This window comes from Mycoplasma sp. Z386 (assembly GCF_054343375.1).
In genome coordinates this window covers 13,738-30,109 of sequence record NZ_JBTGVC010000002.1, presented here as the reverse complement: position 1 = coordinate 30,109, position 16,372 = coordinate 13,738, and the positions used below count along the sequence as shown (strand labels likewise).

Sequence of the window (16,372 nt, the reverse complement as noted above, 5' to 3'; positions counted from 1 at the left end):
TTTACTTCTTTCAATTATTTTTTAATTTTTTCTTCGATTGTTTTAATTGTTAATTCATTAGCTTTTTGAGGATTTGCCTGCCCTTTAGTTTGTTTCATTATTTGTCCTAAAAAGAATTTAATAACTCTTTCTGGTCTATTTTCATAATCATTTAATAATTGTTCATTTTCTGAAATTAAATTATTTAAAATTTCCTGAATTAAATCATTGTTTTCTATTTGAACCAAATTGTATTTTTTAATAATTTCATTAATACTTAAATTTTCTTTTTCTTTATAAAAAACAATTTCTTTTGCTTGTTTGGATGAAATAGAATTGTTTTTTTCTAAAGTTAAAATTTCAACTATATCATTTGGGGTTATATTTAACCAATCAATGCTTTTTTCCTTTATAATTGGAACAATTTCAGAAAAAAAGAATTTAGATAATTTATCTTTATTGTCAAAATTTATTTTATTAAAAAATTGTAATCAATCAAAATTATTTAATAACTGTTCTACATAAATATTAGAAACTGATTGGTTTAATAATTCTTCTTCTCATTCTCAATGTAGTTTGTCTAATTTAATTGAATCAATCAATTCTTCTTTTAATTGAATAACAGGAATATTTGGTTCAGGATAATATCTATAATCAACTGCTCCAGTTTTTTCTCTCATTACTATATTTTGTTGTAAAACATCATCAAAACGTTTAGTTTGTTGAATGATTTTTTCGTTATTATTTAATTTTAAAGTTTGAGTTGCAATTTCCAATTCTATCGCTTTTTTCACATTAGAAACTGAATTAATATTTTTAATTTCTACTTTGGTACCAAAACCTTCTCCTGGTTTGTTTAAAGATAAATTAATATCTGCTCTTAGTGAACCTTCTTCTAACTTTGCATCTGATATTCCTAAAAATTTTGCTATTTTAGCAATTGTTTCAATGTATTTTGCAGCTTGATTTGCATTTTTAATAACAGGGTTTGTAACAATTTCTATTAACGGAATACCTGCTCTATTATAGTCTAAAAAAGTTCCTTGTTCAGTATGTAATTGTTTTGCTGTATCCTCTTCTAAATGTATTCTTTCTATTGAAATTTCATTAACTTCATTATTAATTTTAAAAGAAACTTTTCCATTTTTCCCTATAGGTCTAAATTGTTGTGTGATTTGAAAACCTTTTGGTAAATCTGGATAAAAATAATTTTTTCTATCAAAATGTAATTCATTATCAATATTCATTTTTAATGCTTTTGCTAATTTTATAGCTTTTATAACAGCTTCTTTATTTAATAAAGGCAATGTCCCGGGATAAGCTAAGTCAACTAGACTAATATTTTTATTATTTTCTTCATTAAATGAATTTTTAGCTGCTGAAAACATTTTAGTTTTAGTGTTTAATTCCAAATGTATTTCAATACCTATAACCACTTCATAATTATTCATTAGTTTTCTCCTTTAATTTTTCTTCAATTCAAAGTGCATAACTCAATAATTTTTCATCATTTTGCATTTTAGAATCTATTGCTAGATTAAAAGGCAATTTATTATTTTTGTCCACACCTAATTTCATTGTTATAGATGGAGAACCAGCTAAATTAGAACCTGTTAAAATATAATCCATATAACTTCTTTTTTCTGCGTTTTCAAAATAAGGGGCAACATCAGGTGCTGCTGGATAAATAACTATGTCATATTTATCATATAATTCATCTAAATAATTTTTTATCAATCTTCTAATTTTTTGTGCCTTTAGAAATAATTCGTCTTGATTTTCTTTTTCAAGGAAATAAGAACCTAATATTAATCTTCTTTGTACCATTTTTCCAAAACCTTTTGAACGGGTATTAGTCATTATTTCACTTCAGTCTTTACCGTTTTCTCTTTGCCCAAATGCTATTCCATTTAAATTAGCTAAATTAGAACTTGCCTCAGAATAGGAAATAATCTCATATACTGGTTTAATTGCTTTTAATAAATCAGCATTAGGTTCAATGGATTCTGTTTCCACAAATGCGGAAATTTCCTTTATAAAAGAAAAATATTTTTCATAAACAGATTCGCTTAGCAAATTTTTAGGAATGTTAAAATATCCAATTTTATCTGGTTTTGTTTTTATAACATTATTAATTAAAATGTTTTCGGAAGTCATATCATTATAATCTTTTCCATAAGCAACTTTAGCAACTTCTATAACATCATTAACATTATGAGCAAATCATGAAACTGTATCTAAAGAGGAAGCATATGCAAACATACCAAATCTTGAAACTGCTCCATAACTTGGTTTAAATCCTACTTTTCCTATATATGATGCAGGAAGTCTTACAGAATCTCCTGTATCTGAAGCTAAAGCAAAGGAAACGTTATTTGTCAATGTAGCTGCAGAACCGGAAGAAGAACCACCTATTTTTCTTTTGTTATCTAAAGGGTGAGAAATAATTCCTCAATAAGAATAAATACCTTCTCCACCAAGAGCTAACTCATCATTATGAACCTTTGCTACAGGTATTGCTCCATTATCAAGTAATTTTTGCACAACAGTAGCATTATAAGAAGGGTAAAAATTTTCAAGTAATCTAGAAGACGCTTGTGTTTTAGCTGTTTTTGTAGCAAAAACATCTTTAATAGTAAAAACACAACCGCTAAGTGCTTTGTTTTCTATAATTTCTTGTTCTGGAAAAAGAAAAGAAACTGCATTATTTGTGTCTTTATGTAACTCTTTGTGAGCTAGTAAAAAATTTCCTTTATTTTTTATCATTTATAACCCTTTCTAATTGCACAAAATTTTTGTTTTTTGCAGGTGCGTTTTTTAATAAAATCCCTTTATTTTCTGTATATTCAAGCACTTCATCTTCTCTAACTAAACTAAAATCTTTAATTTTTGTTAATCTAACTAGTGGTTTAACATTACCAACATCTATCTGTTTAAATTCGTTTAACATTTTATAAATTTCATCAAGTTCTTTTTCTAATGATAAAATAACTTCATCATTTGGAATAAGTTTTAATATTTTAGCTAATTCAATTATTTCTTCTCTTTTCATTTTTCTCCTTACTATCATTTTGGATAACTTATAAATTCTTTATCATTTAAATAAGATAAATCTCCACTTAAATCTTTAAATTTGATTCTATGTGAATGTAAAAAAACTCTAAAATTTTTTTTACCACCATACTTTGTATCGCCATAAATCGGAAAACCTAAATGTGATAAAGTCACTCTAATTTGATGTTTTTTTCCTGTTATTAATCTTGCATATTTTTTAGAATTTTCACTAAAAAATTCTGTTATAGCTAATATATTTGAGTTTTTTACTACTTTCATTTTTTGCTTAGTTTCATCTTTTTCAAGAAAAAGTGAAGAAGTGAATTTATTGTCTATTTTTATATCAGATTTAAAGATATAAATTTTTTCAAATTTCTTTTGTTTTTCTTTTAATTCGACAAGTGCTTTATAATTTTTTGCATATATTACTATTCCTGAAGTTTTTTTATCTATTCTACCTATGTGAGATGGAATAAAAGAATCTTTTTGTTTAAAATTTAAATACTTTAAAATTTGTAAATCTAAACAATTATCTTCACTATGAATAGCTATATTTTCTTCTTTATTTACTATTAAAATATTTTTGTCTTCAAATATTATAGAAAAGTTTTTTTCTTTACTGTTATTTGTGGTTGTAAATTCTTGATTTATTTTTTCTTCATTTAGTCCATAAACTTGGATTTCATCATTAACCCTAATAATATATTTTTTATCATTGCTTCTTTTGCCATTAATTTTTATATCTTTTAAGCGAAAAAGTTTTTCTATTTTAGATAAAGGAACCTTGTTAAAATATTTAATTATAAATTTATATAATGTTCTACCTTCATCATTTAACGTTGCTTTTATTATTCTCATAATTGAATTTTACTTTAAATTTATTTTTTATTTTATAAAAAATTAATTTTCTTCTATTCTAGATAAAATAAACAAAGGAGCGGTTTCTGCTCTTAATATTCTTTTTCCTAAACTTATTGCTTTAAAGTTGTTTTTTAAAGCTAAGTCCACTTCTTGTTGACTAAAACCGCCTTCTGGACCTATTAAAAATAAAGAATTTTGAGGAAAAAGAATATTTTTATCAGAAGTTTCAACTTTTTCATGTGCTATATATTTATTTTTTATATTTAAGTTTAAAATTTCTTTAAAGTTAATGGGATAATGTATTTTCATAACTTTATTTCGGAAACTTTGTTGCGTGGAACTTTTGGCAATTTCTTGTCATCTTTCAATTTTTTTGTCAATGTCGTTGCCTAATTTTTGCTCAACATTTTCACTAAAAATTGGATAAAAATCACTTGCACCTAGTTCTGTAGCCTTTTGAATTAATCACTCAAAACGCTTGATATTAATTATTGCACTTGCTATGATAACAGGTTCATTAAATTCGTGATTTTCTTTAAGTTCTTGCTCAATTATCGCTAAATCACCTTCTAAATGACAAATATAGAATTTTTCTTCATATATACAAATTATTTTTTCGTTTTTTATTCTAGCTACCTTTATGTGATGGAGAGTTTCATTGGATAATATAAAATAATTATTTTCTTTTTTTTGTGCAAAAAATCTCATCATAATTTACTCCTATTTTTGTTAAATTAGTTTATAATATTATAGAAAAGCCATCATAGCTCAGTAGGTAGAGCACATCCATGGTAAGGATGGGGTCGCAGGTTCGATTCCTGTTGTTGGCACCATATCAAATAGACCATAAAAATCTCTTCTTAAAATAAAGAAGAGATTTTTTTTATTTTTCACTTGGTATTATGTGAATATGAGTATGAAAAACTTCTTGACCTGCTTCTTTTTCGTTGTTTACAAGTAGTTTAAAACCTTTTACATTTAATTTTTGAGTTTGTTCAATTGCAAGTTCTTTTGCCTTTACAATTAAATATTCTAAGTCACTATTTTCAATAGAAAATAAATTTCTAGAATAAATTTTAGGAACTACTAAAAAATGTCCTTTTGTAACTGGTTTTATATCAAGAAAAGCTATAACTCTTTCATCTTCATAAATGATATTTGCTGGTATTTCTCTATTTATAATTTTTAAAAATAATTGTTCCATTTTACATCTCTATTTTTTAGTTGTATTTTTATTATTTGATTCTGGGTCTAAAATTGAATCTTTATATTCAATTTTGTAACCAGCATCTTCATAGAATTTTTTAATCTCTTCATATAGAGTGTTTTTGTCTGCTAAATATAATGAAAATGCCAATATTTCCTTTTGTTCTACTGTATTTCAAGGTGTGTGATCTAAAGAGAAATAAGTTTTATATGTTGTTACATTGTCTTTTGTTGTTGCTTTGTTTTCATCAAATAAAGGCACAATTTTATTTACATAAGAAGCTGATATTTTGGTTAAATCACTACTTATAGCTTTTACAGAAGAAGGATAATCACTAAGTACTCTACCTGCATCAGAAATATTAGGAGAGTAAGAAGGTGTGCTTGAATCTCAAGTTACATCTACTGCATAAGTTCTTACAGAAGGGTGTTGTTGGTCTTTGTTTGCAGTCAATACCATCTTGATAATTACTGTTGCTCTTTTTTGGATGCTATCTGATTCAAAAGGCATAATTTTTTCAACAGTATAAGTAACATCACTATGTTCTGCTGCTTTAACAACTTCAATATCTTCTTTAGTTAATTGATATTTTGTTTTTGTCTTGTCAAAAGAGTCTTTTAGTTTGATAGGTAATTCTTTTTTACCTTTTCAACTTTCTGCAGCTGCTAAATCATTTTTAGAATATATAATTCTAGAATTTTCATCCACAAATCCGCTCTTTATATTTGTCTCTCTTTTCAAAGTATAAACATCATAATTAAAACTTCCTTTAGGGTTAGAACCTTGATTGTAGAGAATTCCTTGATATGATAATAATTGTTTTAAATCAATATCATCATTCACATTTAATAACTCAAAATCCTGTATTTTATTGGTGTTTTTGGAATTTTTAAATCTTTCATCTACTAAAGAGTTAAAAGAATTTTCATCTTTAATTTCTAATAAATTATAAGTGGCTAAGTCATCTGAATCAGTAGACTCATATTTTCAAATTTGAGCAGGTTGTTTTTCTAATAAAAGTGTTTTTAAAAAGAAATCTTTGGTTTCTGGATTAGTATTTTGATATGCTAATCTTTGATTATAATTTGTGTTTTTTTCCGCTGAATTTGTTTTATATTTATTGGATTCAATAATATCTTTAGATTCAGAACTAGTTAAGAATTTAAAAACTAAAACCATTTTTAAAATATTGTTTTTTAAATCTGAATTATTGTTGTTAAATAAAATTTCAAATCCTTTTTCTGTAAATAATTTATTTGGTCCTACCTCTGTATATAATTCTTTTAATTCTTCTGTAGTTAAAAAATTATTAGAATTTAAATCATTTATAAATTTTACTGTAAAGGTGCTGTCTTTTTTCAACTCTTGTTTTTGGTAAAAATTAAATGCTTTTTTAACTAATGCATAAAATTCGCTATTTTTGTTTTTAAATTCTTGATCTAAGTTTTGATTTTTAAATCATTTATCAGTTAAAATGGTTTCGATATATTTGGTTTCAATAAATCTTTTAACTACTTCTTTTTTTAATTTCTCATCTTGAATTATTTTTTCTGAACTTTCTACTTCAACAGGAGAACAAGAAACAACAGATAACGGAATAATTCCCGCTATAACACTTGTTAATAATGAATATTTAATTTTTTTCATTTCATTCTCCTTTATTTATTTTTAATAATTCCAAAATGTTTTTGTAAAGCATCATAAATAGTGTCTACATCTGATTTTTCTGTTTTTCCTGTAATTGTTCAGTAGTTTTTAGTGTTGTCAAAATTAAAATCAGCATTTAAATTGTATTTTTTAATTTCTGTTAAATAAGTTTCAATTTTAGTATTTATTTTTAAAATTAAATCATTAGAATAAGAAATTATTTTATTATCAATATTTTTTTCTAAAGACTTAATATAATTGGTTTTTTCTTCTTCAGACTTATTACTTTTTACATCTGTCAATAATTTAGTTTTAAATTTTTCATCAGATATTGTGTCTTTTAAAACAAAACTTTCGTTTTTTAATTCATTAAATAAGTCATTTATTTTAAGTCTGTTAGTTATTGAAGAGTTAATTTGATTATTAGCATTTAATTGTAATTCTTTTTTAAGAATTTCTTGTAATTTATCAAAAGTGTTTATTGAATTTTTTAAAATAATATTCAATCCTTTACTTGAATAAATAATTGAACTGTTTTCAGTTAATTTATAAATTGTGTGAATTCTATAACTTGAATCGGTAGTTTCTCCAAAAGTTTCTTTAAAAGCTTCACCAGCTTTTTTAAGTTCTCCATCGCTTAGTTTATCAATAAAATCTGCTATTTTTTTATTTAGTTCATTAATTTCAGTTAATTTTTTATTAGTTAAAGTTGAAGCATCTGGAAGTAAATTTTCATGTCCATTTGCAAATAACTTTTCTTTAATTTTACTAAATAAAGTAGTGGATAAAATATGTGTTGCTTCTTTTGCACTAAATACATTATCTAAAAATGTAATGCCATAAGAAGAATCTTCACTATCAAAAATTTGACTTAAATTTCTTAAAGGTAATTGTCCTAAATTTTGTGCATTTGTTTTATTAACTGATGAATTAATTGTGTTAAGTAAAATTCTATCAGTAGATTTTTGATTCTCATCTGAAGTAGCAGTATTTCCTTTGAAGTTTTCAATTAAACTTAGTGTAGTTTTTACTTCTTGTGTGGTTAAATCATTAGAATTTATTTGGGTTACTGAATATCTTAATAATTCTTTTAAATCAGCTTTAGCAATTGTTCATGCATCTTGTGCATTTGAAGAATTTTGATTAGCATGAATAACTAATTGAGAAACATCAAAAAATGAAAATTTATCTTTTAATAAAGCATTATTGTTAAAATAAAATTTATTAATTACATTATTTGCATTCATATACTCTTTGACATAAGAATTTGTTAAAAATGCAGAAACTTTATATTCATCTTTAATTTTTTCTTTTTCAGATTCTGTTTTAGATTTATCACTTTCTCTTTCGATATTTGGAATAAATCCATTTACAACGTTTGAACCTTTGTCAGCATCATCTTCTAAAATGATAATATCTTTAAATAATCTATCACCTTTTTTATAAACAATATTTCCATTTTTATCTTTAATATCTTCACTTAATACTCTATTTTTAACATCTTTATATAAGTATGTTGTTGAAAACTCTGGAGTAAATCTTGCAAAAGCTTTTTTTTCTGCTTCTTTATATGTTAAATATTCAACTGCTTTATCAAAATTGACTGCTCCACCAAATTTTGGATCTGTAGAAATATATTTATTAAATTCAGATTCTCAATTTTGGAAACCATAAGTTCTTTGATATCTTCTTCTTTCGTCTTCAAGGAATTTTTGTTGTGATTGTTTTAAATCATCATAGCTTTTAAAATTAGGATTAAATCTATCGTTTGCACTTGTTTTACCTGCTACATAAGATTTATCTCATGCTTTTTTGAATAATTGAGAAGCCTCATATTCTTCTTCATAAAGATAATTAATTAAAACTTTTTGTGCTTCATCAAATTGTTCTTTATTAATAACTGAATCTGTTTGGGTTGCGTTGATAATATCTTGAAGATTTAAGTTTTTAGGACCGTTTGGTGTAGATATACTTACTAAAATATCTGAATCTGCTCTAGCTGCAATTTTTGTAGGTTGTGCATTAGTGATACCTAAAGGAATTCCTATAGCTAATCCAGAAACTACCAAAGCAGCTGATGCAAATAAAACTCCATTAAGGATTTTTCTTTTTTTAATTTGTTCTGGTGTTCTTTCTTTTTTTTGTTTTTTCTCGCTTTTGGAATTTAATCTTGCAAGTTTTTTAGAAAGTTTTTCTTTTGACATATTTACCTCTTTAGTTTGCTATTTAATTTATATTAATTAAATTAATATAAAAATTTTACCAAATTTTAATGTAATATAAATTAAAAATAAAAAAATAAAAAATTTTTCATTTTTTTGCTTTTTATAATTATAATAATTAATACACACGCAAAGGAGTATGAATGATGTACAAAAAATTTTCTGAAGGAATGATTGAAGTTATTACCGGTCCTATGTTTTCTGGAAAAAGCGAAGAATTGTTAAAAAGGATTAGAATTTTAGAATATGCAAATATTAAAACTTTAGTAGTTAAACCACACTTTGATAATAGGTTTGCAGAAGATGAAATAATTTCTAGATCAGGAGCAAAAATATCAACTTTTAATGCTTCTACAGCCGAAGAAATAAAAGAGTTATTTAATAAAAAAAATTATAAAGCAATCGCTATTGACGAAGTTCACTTTTTTGGTAAAGATGTTCTTAATTTACTTAGTGATTTAGCTGATGATGGTGTAAGAGTAATAGTAAGCGGTTTGGATATGGATTATTTAAGAAGACCTTTTAGTATTGTTCCAGCATTACTTTCAATGGCTGAAAATGTTACAAAATTGCAGGCAGTATGTGTAAAGTGTAAAAATGCAGCATCTACAAGTTTTAGAAAAATTAATAGTAAAAATGTAAAACTTTTAGGGGACACTGAAGAATATGAAGCAAGATGCAGATCTTGTCATATAAAAGGCGAATTTGGAAAAATTAAAGATAAAAACGAAGACAAAAGTGAAGAAAAATAACCTAAAAATTTTTAGGTTATTTTTTGTTATATTAATTAAAAACTAGTTTGATTTACCGTTTTTACGTAAAGTTCTTGCTGTTTTTGCACTTACTTTAATTGTAACAACTTGCCCTTTTTCATTAAGTATTTTCATTTTTTGCAAGTTTAATCTAAAAGTTCTTTTAGTAGCATTTAAAGCGTGAGATCTTTTATTTCCCACCATAGGACCTTTTCCTGTTATTGCATCTTTTCTTGCCATATTTATTCTCCTTTTCTAATTATTTTAAAGCACTTTTTGCTTGTTTAATGATAGTTTCAAAAACTTCATGATGATGAATCGCAAGTTCTGAAAGCATTTTTCTATTAACTTCAATATTAGCTTTTTTAAGTCCGTTAATTAATTGAGAATATGTAATTCCAAGAGGTCTAGAAGCAGCATTAATTCTTGCTATTCATAATTTTCTAAAATCTCTTTTTACTTGTTTTCTATCTCTAAAAGCATAAGTTCAAGATTTAACAACTGCTTGTTTTGCAACTTTAAATCCTATTGATTTATGTCCTCAATATCCTTTAGCTAATTTTAATCATTTTTTTCTTCTTTGTCTTGTAACAGTTCCACCTTTAACTCTCATTGTTGTTACCTCTTTCTATGTTATTAAAATAAACCTTTTATTCTTTTTAAATCTGATGCAGAAACTAATGTAGCTTTTCTTGCGTGTCTTTTTTGTTTAGTTGTTTTGTTTTGAGCTAAATGAGATCTATAAGCTTGTCCTCTTTTAACTTTTCCACTTCCTGTAACTTTTAATCTCTTTTTTAAAGAGGATTTAGTTTTCATTTTTGGCATTTTCGGTTTTACCTTTCTCTTCTTGTTTTAATTCTTTTTCTTTTTTAGAACTTGTCAAATGTGGTAATTTCTTTTTATCCCTTTCAACATACATATCTAAAAATCTTTCATTTTGCTGTGCATCTTTTGTAATTTTAGCTATGTCAGAAATGTATTCATAAAATTTATCTAAAACAACTTTACCAAGTTCAGGTCTAGAAGCCTCTCTACCTCTAAATTTTAAAGAAATTTTTACTCTATCTCCATCTAAAAGAAATTCTCTAGCTTTTCTTGCTTTGGTCTCTATATCTTTAATGTTTATTCCTGGAGTTAGTCTAATTTCTCTATTATTAACAAAAGTTTGTTTTTCTTTTACTTCCTTTTGTTTTTTCTTTCTTTCATATTTAAATTTTCCATAATCCATTATTCTTCCTATTGGCTTAGGTTTGTCACCTGAATTATCAATAGAAATAATAACTAAGTCCATTTTTTGTTCTTTCGCCATTTTAATGGCTTCATTTTTAGAAAGAACACCAACTTGACTGTTGTCTGAATTTATTACGAAAATTTTTGAAAAGGGAATATTTTCATTAACAAAATGTTCTTGTTGTGGCTTTTTTTTATTCCCAAAATTGTTATTTAATTTACTAATAACTCTTTCTCCTTACGAATTTAAATAAAATAAAGTGGTAATACACCACTTTCTCTCAATTAGATACAATTTAATAATAAAATAGTTTATAAACAAAATTGTAGCATACCCATGGAATAACCATTAGGTGAGAGATTAATCTACTTTCTGCAATTTTTATCTATTGCTATTAAATTATATATTTTTTTTAATTTTTGCCAAATAAATAAATTTTATTTAATTTTTCTATCTAGAAAAAATAAGTAGTTTTATTTATCAAAAATTTTTAAATGTTTAATAAATTCTTCCATATATTGAAAATAAATTTCTCCTTTTGAGTCAATAGGGAGTTTAATTTCAATGCTTGGTACTTCATTTTTTTGAGTTCTTCCATGTCCTATAGATTTAAATAATCTTTCACTAATAATTATCGCTAAATAAAATTGTGATAAAGGGAATTTTTCTACTTTTTCTTTATAAACTTGATTTATATCTAAAATATTTACAAATGAAGTAGCTCCAAATTTAAAGTCACAATAATATGTTTTACCCCCTCCTCCATCACCTCCATTAATCATTACTATTTTATTTTCAAAAACTTCACTAATATCTTCTTCCGGTAATAAACCACCAATGCCATTATTGTCTTTTTTTGCAATAATCACTGGTATTCCTTTTATATATTTATTTTCAAGTTTTCTATCAATAGATTTCTTTTGTCTTCCCTTAGAAATAAAAGAAAGGATGTCAGAAATTTTAAAATTTTTATATTTTAAATTTTCATATTTTTTCTTTATGTTCATTTTTTCAAAAAATATTTTAGGTTCAATTCCTGATAAAATTTTAGCTGCAATGTTTTCTCTTAAATATTTAATAAAAGTTTTGTCCAAAACTTCTAATTCTCTATTTGTCGAATATTTTTCAAAAGCAAGTTCATCTTTAAAAGAAAGGTTTATAATCTTGGCTTGAAACTCATTGTAATTACCTTCTAAAATTTGGTAAAATTTTTCTACTTTTTCTTTATATTTTTCAGTTTCTAATCTTCTTTCATTAGCATATACAAAACCATCATCACTAAAATCTATCAACATTATTTCTTGTTTATGTGTTTTTTCTAAAAGAGATGGATTATTTTTTAAGATATCAAGCTGTTTTTGTGAATATTTTTCTAAAACAATTATTGAAGTATTAACACCAGCATTAGGTTGAAAAACATCCCTTGGAAGCGAAATAACTTTATCTATTTTTGATAGTTCAAAAATTTTCTGTAAGTAATTATAATTTGCACTTGAACCGTTTAAACAACTTTTAGGTAAAATACAAGCTATTTTACCTTCTGGCTTTAAATTTAAAAGAGTATGATATAAAAATTTTAGTTCTGTATCTTTTTGACTAAAAGGGGGATTCATAAGAACTTTGGAATATTTATTTTTTAAAAGTGGTAATTTTACAAAACAGTCGTCTCAATATATTTGAGTACTTCCATCACCATGTAGCAACATATTAATTCTAGCAAGAGTTGTATTAAATTCATCATATTCTATTCCGATTAATTGCTCTTCTTTAATTTTTTGAGAAATTTCATAAATTTTTGTTATTTTAGTAGTTTCATCTAAATTATGTTTATAATTTAAAATTGCTTCTGCGTCTTTAGTCATATTTGCCATAGCATTTGTTAAAAAGGTTCCACTACCACATGTTGGATCTAAAATTACATCATTAAAAACATCAATATCTAATATTTTATACATAATTTCAGCAATATGATCAGGAGTAAAAACTTCTCCTTTCTCTTTTGCATTGGCAGAATTTCATTTCCTAAAAACCTTTAAAAAAGTATTCATAATATCATGACCTTTTTTATCTCTATCACTAATATTAATTAAATTATAAATAGCAGTAATTATATCCATAATTTGTATTAAATCACTTACTGTAACTTTTTCAAAAGTTGGATCATCTAAATATTTTTTGATAGTTTCTATTTTTTCATTTTTAAATAAATTATTTCGTTCTTTTATATTATTAACAATTTGTTCGCCTAAAGATTTAATTAAATTCTTTGAAGATTTACGATCTAGTTCATTATAACTACCTCATTTGCAACAAAGCATAACTGCTCCTATAAAAGGTACAGTCATTTGTTTGTTAATTTTAGCATATCTAAAAGAATTTGCTAATTGTTTGGAATAGTCATAAATTAAATCTTCATTATTTTCTTTTGAAGAATTAAAATATTTATTTTTATAATATTCATAATTTTTAATTCTTATTTCATCTTTAAGGTGCTTGAATTCATTGGCTTTAGTCTTTAAATAAACATTTAATTCAGTTCCGTTAAATTCAAATCCAATGATATTTTTATGCTTATCTAAAGTCATATAATCTTTAAGTTGTCCCTTAAAAGGTTTATTTTCTGCTTTAGCATCTAATATAAAAATAACACCATCATAAAAATAATATCCATCTGGTTTTGTAGCTTGATATTCTTTAGAAGTTTTCTTATAAAAAGGAATTGTACCATCTGTTCTGTTGATAAGACCAAGTTCTTTGCTAAACTTATCTATTATATAAAATTCTGTTTTTCTCATTTTTCCTCCTTAATCACTTGGATAATCTAATTATATTATTTTAAACAAATATTTCTACAAAAAATAAAAAAAGACAGCATCTACCGTCTTTGGTCAAAATTTGAAATGGTGGGAACGAATGGAATCGAACCATCGACCTCACGATTATCAGTCGTGTGCTCTAACCGTCTGAGCTACGCTCCCATTATAAATTTGTATGCAATTTGCATACAAATTATATCATAAAATGTGTGTTTTATATTAACGTTTAGAAAATTGTCTTGCTCTACGTGCTTTTCTAAGTCCGTATTTTTTACGTTCTTTAGATCTTGCATCTCTTGTTAACATACCTGTTTCTCTTAAATTAGGTTTATAATCTTTTGAAGATTCTAATAAAGCTCTTGCTATTCCTAATCTAATTGCTCCAGCTTGCCCAGATAAACCACCACCAGAAGCATTAACGATAATGTCTCATGTTCCTTCTGTTTCTGTAATAGTTAAAGGTTGTAAAGCATCTTTAATTAAAAGATCTGACATTAAATAGTCTTTAGCTTCTCTTTTATTAATTGTAAATTTTCCTTTTCCTGGTTTTAAGATAACTCTTGCAGTAGAAGATTTTCTTCTTCCTAAACCACGATAGAATGTTCCAGTTAACATTTTTTGATTTTTCATTTCTTTAGCCATTATTTAACCTCTAATTTCATTGGTTTTTGTGCTTCATGTTTATGTTCAGGTCCAGCATATACAAATAAATTTACTCTTTGTCTATTTCCTAATTTTGTGTGTGGCAACATTCCTCTAATTGCTTTTTCAACAATAGCTGCTGGTTTTTTTGCTCTCAAATCTTTTGCTTTAATTGATTTTAATCCACCTGGATAACCTGAATGTGAATAATAAATTTTATTTTCATCTTTGTTTGCAGTTAAAATTACTTTTTCTGCATTTATAACAATAATGTTATCTCCCATATCAACATTTGGAGTAAATGTAGGTTTATTTTTTCCTCTTAAATAAGTAGCAGCTAAAGTTGCTAAACGCCCTAAAACTTGTCCTTCTGCATCAATAACATATCATTTTTTGTCTGTTTCAAGATGCTTAACAATAGTTGTTTGTCTCATTGTTCCTTCCTTGATAATTTAATAATTTATTTAATAATGTAACAGGCATTTAATAAATATTGCTTTTAAATTATAATACTTTTTTTTATAAAACCAAATCTTTTATAAAAAAAAATAACCAAAAACGGTTATTTTCATATTTTAAACTAATTCGATAATAGCCATTTTAGAATTATCACCTTGTCTTGCAGGCAATTTAATTATTCTTGTATAACCACCATTACGACTTTTATATTTTGGTCCTACTACATCGAATAAATATGATAATGCTGATTTACCATCGCTGGTTTTTACATCTCTTAAAAATGCAGCTGCTAAACGACGAGAAGCAAGTGTATTAGTTTTTGCTTTTGTAATTAATCTCTCAACGTGTTTTCTTAATTCTTTAGCTCTTGCTTCTGTTGTTGTGATTCTTCCGTGAACAATAACATCTGTAGATAAAGAACGTAAAACGTGTTTTCTTCAAGTTGAATTTCTTCTAAATAATTGTGTTGGATTAGCCATTTTTAGTCTCCTTTCTTAAGTGAAATACCGCGTTCAGCTAATTTTTCAATAATTTCTTGAACGGATTTTTTACCTAAATTTTTAACATTATTTAATTCTTCTTCATCAATTTTTTCTAAGTCTGCTACAGTTCTAAATCCTGCACGTCTTAAAGCATTTAATGATCTTACTGTTAAACTTAAATCATTAATATCAATTGATTTATCTTTAGGAGTTTCTTCTTTAACTTTTTCTTCTTCAAAATAGTCTTTTTCATTAATTTCTAAATTTTCAGTATTTGAAACTATTTTCAAATGTGCAATTAAAATTTTTGCAGCTTGAGCAATAACCTCTTTTGCTTCTACTGTTCCATCTGTTTTAACATTAAATTCTAGTTTTTCTTGAATAATGTTAGAAGCTGAGTTAAGTTCACTAAATTTATATTGAACATTTGTAACAGGTGAAAAATCTGAATCAACTGCTAAAATGGTTCCTGATTTTAAATTTGATTCTAATTCAGAACCATATTCTAAAATATTTTTTTTGTTGTCTTCAAAAGAAACAAATCCTCTTCCTGATAATAAAAACATTTCGAATTTTAAAGCATTTGCTTTAGAAAGAGTTGCGATTTGTTGATCAGGGTTTACAATAGTTACTCCTGCTGGTAGTTGAATATCTTTTGCAAAAATATTTTTTTCAGTAAATTTATCATAATTAAATGAAACTCTTACAGGTTTTTTATCAATAAAAACTTCTTTATTATAAATAAACTTTACTTTCTTTAAATTATTTAATAAAGTAACTACATCTTCTTCTACGTTGTCGATTGCTTGAAATTCGTGATCTACTTTTTCAATTCTAATTGCAAATGGAGCAACTGAAGAAACTGAAGATAATATTGTTCTTCTTAAAGCTGTACCTAAAGTGTTAGCAAATCCTCTTTCTAAAGGTTCTAAAACAAAAGAAGTGAAATAATCTGAATGTTTATTTTCTTTTTCTTCTTTGTAATTTACTTTTGCCATTTTTTGCATAACTTAACAACTC

General features: G+C 25.3%; 18 protein-coding genes and 2 tRNA genes. 2 read left to right on the top strand and 18 right to left on the bottom strand.

The window, feature by feature from the left end:
- Positions 1-14: 14 nt before the first annotated feature.
- From gatB to ACXX85_RS00660, 5 genes are read right to left on the bottom strand one after another with little or no spacing between them, the layout of a single operon-like run.
- A complete protein-coding gene (gatB, locus tag ACXX85_RS00680; RefSeq protein WP_436358847.1) occupies positions 15-1,430 on the bottom strand; it encodes an Asp-tRNA(Asn)/Glu-tRNA(Gln) amidotransferase subunit GatB in 1,416 nt (471 codons plus the stop codon).
- Complete coding sequence (locus ACXX85_RS00675; RefSeq protein ID WP_458560355.1) at positions 1,423-2,745, bottom strand: amidase family protein; 1,323 nt, start codon at positions 2,743-2,745, stop codon at positions 1,423-1,425. The genes gatB and ACXX85_RS00675 overlap by 8 nt, the downstream gene beginning before the upstream one ends.
- On the bottom strand, positions 2,732-3,031 hold the full coding sequence (locus tag ACXX85_RS00670; RefSeq protein ID WP_458559345.1) for a hypothetical protein: 300 nt from the start codon (positions 3,029-3,031) through the stop codon (positions 2,732-2,734). Before ACXX85_RS00670 ends, ACXX85_RS00675 begins: the two co-directional genes overlap by 14 nt.
- An 11-nt stretch (positions 3,032-3,042) precedes the next feature.
- Complete coding sequence (locus ACXX85_RS00665; RefSeq protein WP_458560354.1) at positions 3,043-3,891, bottom strand: pseudouridine synthase; 849 nt, start codon at positions 3,889-3,891, stop codon at positions 3,043-3,045.
- Positions 3,892-3,933: 42 nt separating this feature from the next.
- Positions 3,934-4,602: a 16S rRNA (uracil(1498)-N(3))-methyltransferase gene (locus tag ACXX85_RS00660; RefSeq protein ID WP_436358843.1), complete on the bottom strand. Its 669-nt coding sequence runs from the start codon at positions 4,600-4,602 to the stop codon at positions 3,934-3,936.
- A gap of 49 nt (positions 4,603-4,651) precedes the next feature.
- Between ACXX85_RS00660 and ACXX85_RS00655 the strand changes: the two genes are divergently transcribed.
- A tRNA-Thr gene (locus ACXX85_RS00655) sits at positions 4,652-4,727 on the top strand.
- A 50-nt stretch (positions 4,728-4,777) separates the two neighbouring features.
- Here ACXX85_RS00655 and hinT read toward each other — a convergent pair.
- From hinT to ACXX85_RS00640, 3 genes are read right to left on the bottom strand one after another with little or no spacing between them, the layout of a single operon-like run.
- Positions 4,778-5,098: a histidine triad protein HinT gene (hinT, locus tag ACXX85_RS00650; protein ID WP_436358842.1), complete on the bottom strand. Its 321-nt coding sequence runs from the start codon at positions 5,096-5,098 to the stop codon at positions 4,778-4,780.
- Positions 5,099-5,107: 9 nt separating this feature from the next.
- Entirely contained in the window at positions 5,108-6,748 is a 1,641-nt protein-coding gene (locus ACXX85_RS00645; protein WP_458560353.1) for a HinT-interacting membrane complex lipoprotein P60, read from the bottom strand.
- 11 nt (positions 6,749-6,759) lie between these two features.
- On the bottom strand, positions 6,760-8,952 hold the full coding sequence (locus ACXX85_RS00640; RefSeq protein WP_458557682.1) for a HinT-interacting membrane complex protein P80: 2,193 nt from the start codon (positions 8,950-8,952) through the stop codon (positions 6,760-6,762).
- Positions 8,953-9,113: 161 nt separating this feature from the next.
- Between ACXX85_RS00640 and ACXX85_RS00635 the strand changes: the two genes are divergently transcribed.
- Entirely contained in the window at positions 9,114-9,722 is a 609-nt protein-coding gene (locus tag ACXX85_RS00635) for a thymidine kinase (protein ID WP_436358839.1), read from the top strand.
- A 42-nt stretch (positions 9,723-9,764) separates the two neighbouring features.
- On the opposite strand, the gene rpmB is transcribed toward ACXX85_RS00635, so the two are convergent.
- From rpmB to ACXX85_RS00585, 10 genes are all read right to left on the bottom strand, one after another.
- Positions 9,765-9,962, bottom strand: coding sequence for a 50S ribosomal protein L28 (gene rpmB, locus ACXX85_RS00630; protein WP_436358838.1), 198 nt, complete (start codon positions 9,960-9,962; stop codon positions 9,765-9,767).
- A 19-nt stretch (positions 9,963-9,981) separates the two neighbouring features.
- Positions 9,982-10,335 (bottom strand): 50S ribosomal protein L20, encoded by a 354-nt coding sequence (rplT, locus tag ACXX85_RS00625; RefSeq protein ID WP_436358837.1) that lies wholly within the window; start codon positions 10,333-10,335, stop codon positions 9,982-9,984.
- Between the two features lie 23 nt (positions 10,336-10,358).
- A complete protein-coding gene (gene rpmI, locus ACXX85_RS00620) occupies positions 10,359-10,547 on the bottom strand; it encodes a 50S ribosomal protein L35 (RefSeq protein WP_436358836.1) in 189 nt (62 codons plus the stop codon).
- Complete coding sequence (infC, locus tag ACXX85_RS00615) at positions 10,528-11,169, bottom strand: translation initiation factor IF-3 (RefSeq protein ID WP_458560364.1); 642 nt, start codon at positions 11,167-11,169, stop codon at positions 10,528-10,530. The genes rpmI and infC overlap by 20 nt, the downstream gene beginning before the upstream one ends.
- 257 nt (positions 11,170-11,426) lie before the next feature.
- Positions 11,427-13,748 carry an HsdM family class I SAM-dependent methyltransferase gene (locus tag ACXX85_RS00610; RefSeq protein WP_458560352.1) on the bottom strand — a complete coding sequence of 774 codons (2,322 nt, stop codon included), beginning with the start codon at positions 13,746-13,748 and terminating at the stop codon, positions 11,427-11,429.
- Between the two features lie 106 nt (positions 13,749-13,854).
- Positions 13,855-13,931, bottom strand: a tRNA-Ile gene (locus tag ACXX85_RS00605).
- Positions 13,932-13,988: 57 nt separating this feature from the next.
- Positions 13,989-14,411, bottom strand: a complete 423-nt coding sequence (rpsI, locus tag ACXX85_RS00600; RefSeq protein WP_436358835.1) for a 30S ribosomal protein S9 — start codon at positions 14,409-14,411, stop codon at positions 13,989-13,991.
- Positions 14,411-14,845 (bottom strand): 50S ribosomal protein L13, encoded by a 435-nt coding sequence (gene rplM, locus ACXX85_RS00595; RefSeq protein ID WP_436358834.1) that lies wholly within the window; start codon positions 14,843-14,845, stop codon positions 14,411-14,413. The genes rpsI and rplM overlap by 1 nt, the downstream gene beginning before the upstream one ends.
- 141 nt (positions 14,846-14,986) lie before the next feature.
- Positions 14,987-15,349: a 50S ribosomal protein L17 gene (gene rplQ / locus ACXX85_RS00590; RefSeq protein ID WP_436358833.1), complete on the bottom strand. Its 363-nt coding sequence runs from the start codon at positions 15,347-15,349 to the stop codon at positions 14,987-14,989.
- A gap of 2 nt (positions 15,350-15,351) precedes the next feature.
- Positions 15,352-16,359, bottom strand: coding sequence for a DNA-directed RNA polymerase subunit alpha (locus ACXX85_RS00585; RefSeq protein ID WP_436358832.1), 1,008 nt, complete (start codon positions 16,357-16,359; stop codon positions 15,352-15,354).
- Positions 16,360-16,372: the final 13 nt, after the last annotated feature.